The sequence below is a fragment of the Protofrankia sp. CiP3 genome, from assembly GCF_917627345.1.
Classification (GTDB): Bacteria; Actinomycetota; Actinomycetes; order Frankiales; family Frankiaceae; genus Protofrankia.
Genome location: NZ_CAKJTM010000086.1, coordinates 1 through 4,251, shown reverse-complemented (window position 1 = coordinate 4,251; position 4,251 = coordinate 1). Strand labels below are relative to the sequence as shown.

The 4,251-nt window shown below is 72.8% G+C and carries 5 protein-coding genes; all 5 read right to left on the bottom strand.

The genetic code is table 11. The features are described 5' to 3' along the window. Positions 1-21: 21 nt before the first annotated feature. The gene (rpe, locus tag MJ797_RS21030) at positions 22-720 is read right to left on the bottom strand and encodes a ribulose-phosphate 3-epimerase (protein WP_239339725.1); all 699 of its coding nucleotides are present in this window, start codon (positions 718-720) and stop codon (positions 22-24) included. Positions 721-903: 183 nt separating this feature from the next. Continuing rightward, a complete protein-coding gene (locus tag MJ797_RS21025) occupies positions 904-2,370 on the bottom strand; it encodes an RsmB/NOP family class I SAM-dependent RNA methyltransferase (RefSeq protein ID WP_239339667.1) in 1,467 nt (488 codons plus the stop codon). After that, positions 2,367-3,317: a methionyl-tRNA formyltransferase gene (fmt, locus tag MJ797_RS21020; protein WP_239339664.1), complete on the bottom strand. Its 951-nt coding sequence runs from the start codon at positions 3,315-3,317 to the stop codon at positions 2,367-2,369. The genes MJ797_RS21025 and fmt overlap by 4 nt, the downstream gene beginning before the upstream one ends. Next, positions 3,317-3,865, bottom strand: a complete 549-nt coding sequence (def, locus tag MJ797_RS21015; RefSeq protein WP_239339662.1) for a peptide deformylase — start codon at positions 3,863-3,865, stop codon at positions 3,317-3,319. The genes fmt and def overlap by 1 nt, the downstream gene beginning before the upstream one ends. Before the next feature lie 192 nt (positions 3,866-4,057). After that, positions 4,058-4,251, bottom strand: a 194-nt coding sequence (locus MJ797_RS21010; protein WP_239339660.1) for a hypothetical protein, incomplete at its 5' end; no start/stop codon positions are given.

Genomic DNA, 4,251 nt, shown 5'->3' with positions numbered 1-4,251 from the left:
GCTGGCATGGCGGTCAGGCGGTCAGGTTGTCGGCACGCCGGGCGCGACCAGCCGCGGCGATGCCCGCAGCGCCTGCGCCCGCAGCGATTCAACCGCTGCCGCGGGATCGTCCGCGCCGTAGACGGCGGTGCCGGCGACAAAGACATCGACCCCGGCCTCGGCGGCCCGCTCGACGGTGTCGGCATTGACCCCACCGTCGATCTGCAGCCACAGATCGAGGCTGCGGTCGTCCAGCAGCCGCCGCGCCGCCGCGATCTTCGGCAGGACCTCGTCCATGAACGTCTGCCCCCCGAACCCCGGCTCGATGGTCATCAGCAGCAGCAGGTCGAAGCGATGCAGGTCATCGATGTAACGCTCGACGGGAGTAGCCGGTTTCACCGCCAGGCCGGTGCGCGCGCCGGCCGCCCGGATGGCATCGGTGGTACGAGGCAGGTCGCTGACGGCCTCAGCGTGGATGGTGACGTTGGCCGCGCCCCGCTCGGCATAGCCGGCGGCCCAGCGGTCCGGATCGGAGATCATCAAATGGCAGTCAAGCGGGGTTGCGGTGACCATGCGCAACGCGGTCACCGTATCCGGCGACAGCGCCAGGTTGGGGACGAAGTGGTAGTCCATGATGTCGACGTGCAACCAGTCGGCGTGCCCCTCGACCGACAGGGCCGCCTGCGCGATCCGCCCGAAGTCGGCGGCGAGCAGGCTCGGGTAGATCTGCGCGGTGGCCACGCCTGCGAGCGTATCGGCCGGCTCTGGGCCTCCAGGCTCCGGTGAACGTCGAGGTGTCAGTGGTTTCGGTCATCCCGCCGGCCCCATGAGCACACCCGACACACCGGCAGTCAGACCCAGCACCCAGCGCATGCACAGGGCATATGCGCAGAAGCGGATCTTCTTAGAGCGCCCAGCAGTCAGTTAGGTGCGGCGCAGGAGGGCAAGGAACATCGCGTCGGTGCCGTGCCGGTGCGGCCACAGCTGCACGAACGGGCCGTCACCGAGAGCGCCCACCTCGGGCAGGAACACCCGGGCGTCCAGAACGGACACGTCAGCGCGCCGCGCGGCCACGTCCGTCACGACGTCGGTGGTCTCCGCCGGATGCGGCGAACAGGTGACGTACGCGACGACACCGCCGGGACGCGCCAGGTCAAGGGCCGCGGTCAGCAGCAGCCGCTGGAGACGGGACAGCACCACGGCGTCGGAGGGCGCACGGCGCCAGCGGGCCTCGGGCCGGCGTCGCAGCGCTCCGAGACCGGTGCAGGGGACATCCGCCAGCACCCGGTCGACGCTCCCTGGCCGTAGCGGCGGCCTACGGCCGTCCGCCCGGGTCACCAGAACGTTGGACCGGCCGGCCACCGCCTGGGTCACCAGCCTGGCCCGCGCGGCCCGCGGTTCCAGCGCGACCAGCCTGCTCGCGGGCAGCAGACCGGCCAGTACGGCGGTCTTGCCGCCAGGGCCGGCACACAGGTCGACGCTCACCCCGGTGTCCGTACCCTGCGTCGCCACCCTCGACAGTGCCGTCACGACCAGCTGGCTGCCCTCGTCCTGTACACCGGCCCGGCCGTCGGTGACCTCCGCGAGCCGTCCCGGATCACCACCGGCGAGGCGGACCGCGTACGGCGACCACAGGCCGGGCGCACCCGCCAGGCCCCCGTCCCGGACCGCGTCCAGCAGCGCCTCGGCGTCGATCAGACCGGGCCGCGCGACCAGATGGGTGGTCGGCCGTTGGTCGTCGGCCGCCAGCGCCGAGCGGGTCTCGGCCAAGTCGCCGCCCAGCGCCGCGGCGAACGCCTCGACCACCCAGCGCGGATGGGCGGTGACCAACGCGAGATGACCGATCGGGTCGTCCTCGTAGCTCGGCGCGGCGAGCAGGGCCGCGAGGTCACCGCCGGTCTCGTCCACCCGCGACGCGACCCGCCGCAGGACCGCGTTGGCGAATCGGACCGGCCGCTCGCCGCTGGTGTGGCGGACCAGGTCAACGGTTGACGCGACCGCCGCACGCGGCGGCACCCGGGTGTAGAGCAGCTGGTAGGCGCCGAGCCGCAGGGCGTCGCGCACCTTCGGGTCCACGGCGTCCACCGGACGGCTGGTGACCGTTGCGAGCAGCGCGTCCAAGACGCCCGTCGCACGCAGCGTGCCGTAGGTCAGCTCGGTGGCGAACCCCCGGTCCCGGAGCGGGAGCTGGCGCTGCGCGATCAGGGCCGAAAGCAGCAGGTTCGCGTAGGCACCGCGCTCGTCCACCGCTCGCAGGACTTCCCAGGCGAGCAACCGCGCGGGATCCGCCGGGACCGCCCGTGGTGAGCGGGCACGCCCCCGCGCGGTGGAGCCGGCCGGGGAACCGGCGGAGGAGCCGGCTGGGGAGCCGGTGGTGGTAGCCCTGCTCACACGAACCTTTCACGGTCAGTCAACCGGGCGCCACGAGCCCACGCGCTGGCGGTCATGGACGCACGGCCCTCGGGGCGCACCTCACCCAGCAGGACCGCCCCGCCGCCGGTACCGACGGTGATCTCCCCGTGCCCGGCGGACACGCCGATCTGCGCGGGCCCCAGTGCGGGGATCAGCGGGTCCCCCGAGGTGGAGCACGGCCGCACCGGACCGAGCTTGATCCGATGATCGCGGAAGGTCGTCCAGGCACCAGGTGCCGGTGTGGCCGCCCGAACCAGCCTGTCGACGTGGAGGGCCGGCGCGGACCAGTCGACGCGCACGTCGGCCGCGGTCAGCTTGGGCGCGATCGACACGCCCTCGGCCACCTGCGGCCGGGCCCGCACAGCCGCGCCGTCAATGCCGTCCAGTACCGCCAGGAGCAGCCTGGCGCCCGCGTCGGCCAACCGTTCCAGCAGGTCACCGGCGGTATCATGATCGCCGATGGTCTCGGTGAGCGTCCCGTAGACCGGGCCGCTGTCGAGATCCTCCTCGATCTGGAAGACCGACGCGCCGGTCACCTCGTCCCCGGCGAGCAGGGCATGCTGCACCGGGGCGGCGCCGCGCCACGCCGGGAGCACGGAGAAGTGCAGGTTGATCCAGCCGTGCTTGGGGATGTCGAGGGCGGCCCGCGGGAGCAGCGCTCCGTAAGCCACCACCGGGCAGCACTCCGGCGCCAGCTCGGCGAGACGCGCGAGGAAAGCGGGATCGCGTGGGCGTTCGGGCACCAGGGCCTCCACCGCGGCCTCCTCGGCGAGTGCCCGCACCGGCGAGTGGGCGACCTTGCGGCCGCGGCCGGCCGGTCGGTCCGGGCGGGTCACCACCGCGACGACCTCATGGCGGGGCGAGTCGAGCAACGCCCGCAGGCTCGGCAGCGCGGCGGCCGGGGTGCCGGCGAACACCAGCCGCATCAGCGGGCGCGCCCGAACAGCGGATGCGGCGAGGTCTTCACCGTGGGAGGGGCCTGCCCTGCCCACTGCGCCTCGCGGATCGCCTTCATCGCGGCCTTCTTCGTGGCCCGGTCCAGCCGGTCGATGAACAGCACACCATCCAGATGATCGGTTTCATGCTGGACGCAGCGTGACAGCAGGCCACTACCCTCGATCGCGACAGGGTCGCCGTGGACGTTCTGGCCGACGGCCAGCACCCGCTCCGGCCGTTTCAGCTCGAACGCGATGCCGGGCAGGGAAAGACAGCCCTCCTCGCCATCCATCAGCTCCTCGCTGAACGGCCCCAGCAGTGGGTTGACGAGGTGCCCCACCTCGCCGTCCACGTCATAGGCGAACACCCGCAGGGACACCCCGAGCTGCGGCGCCGCCAGCCCGACCCCGTCCGCCTCGTGCATCGTGTCGGTGAGGTCCGCGACGAGCCGGCGGAGCTCCTTGTCGAACGTGGTGACAGGATCGGCCACCGTCCGCAGCACCGGGTCCCCCAACAGTCGGATCTCCCGGACCGTCACTGTCGCACCCCTTCCGGATACACACCTGTCGAGCGCTGTGGCCGCGCGGCCACACCCGATCGCGGCCACACCCGATGAAGAGAATCCATGCTACGGGCTTCCACGGTAGGACCAAGTGCCCACGGGCGCGAAAACACCATGGCCCGCGCACCCGCCGGTCAACTCTGGCACGGCGCCCGGCACAGCCGCCTGTCACAGTAAGGCCACCGGGTCGAGGATGACCCGGACCGGCGCGGACCGGCGGGCGTCGAGCACGCCGCGCGCCGCCTTGAGCGCAACGGCCAGCTGCTGGCCACGGGCTCTGGGGACGCGCACCAGGACGCGCTCCCACCGCTGCTCGCCGGCCGCGGACTGCCCGGCCGCGGCACCGGGGCCGGTGCCGGTGC

Excerpts from the sequence above, each read along its gene's own strand:
- fmt (WP_239339664.1), bottom strand. The coding sequence starts at position 3,317 with ATGCGGCTGGTGTTCGCCGGCACCCCGGCCGCCGCGCTGCCGAGCCTG.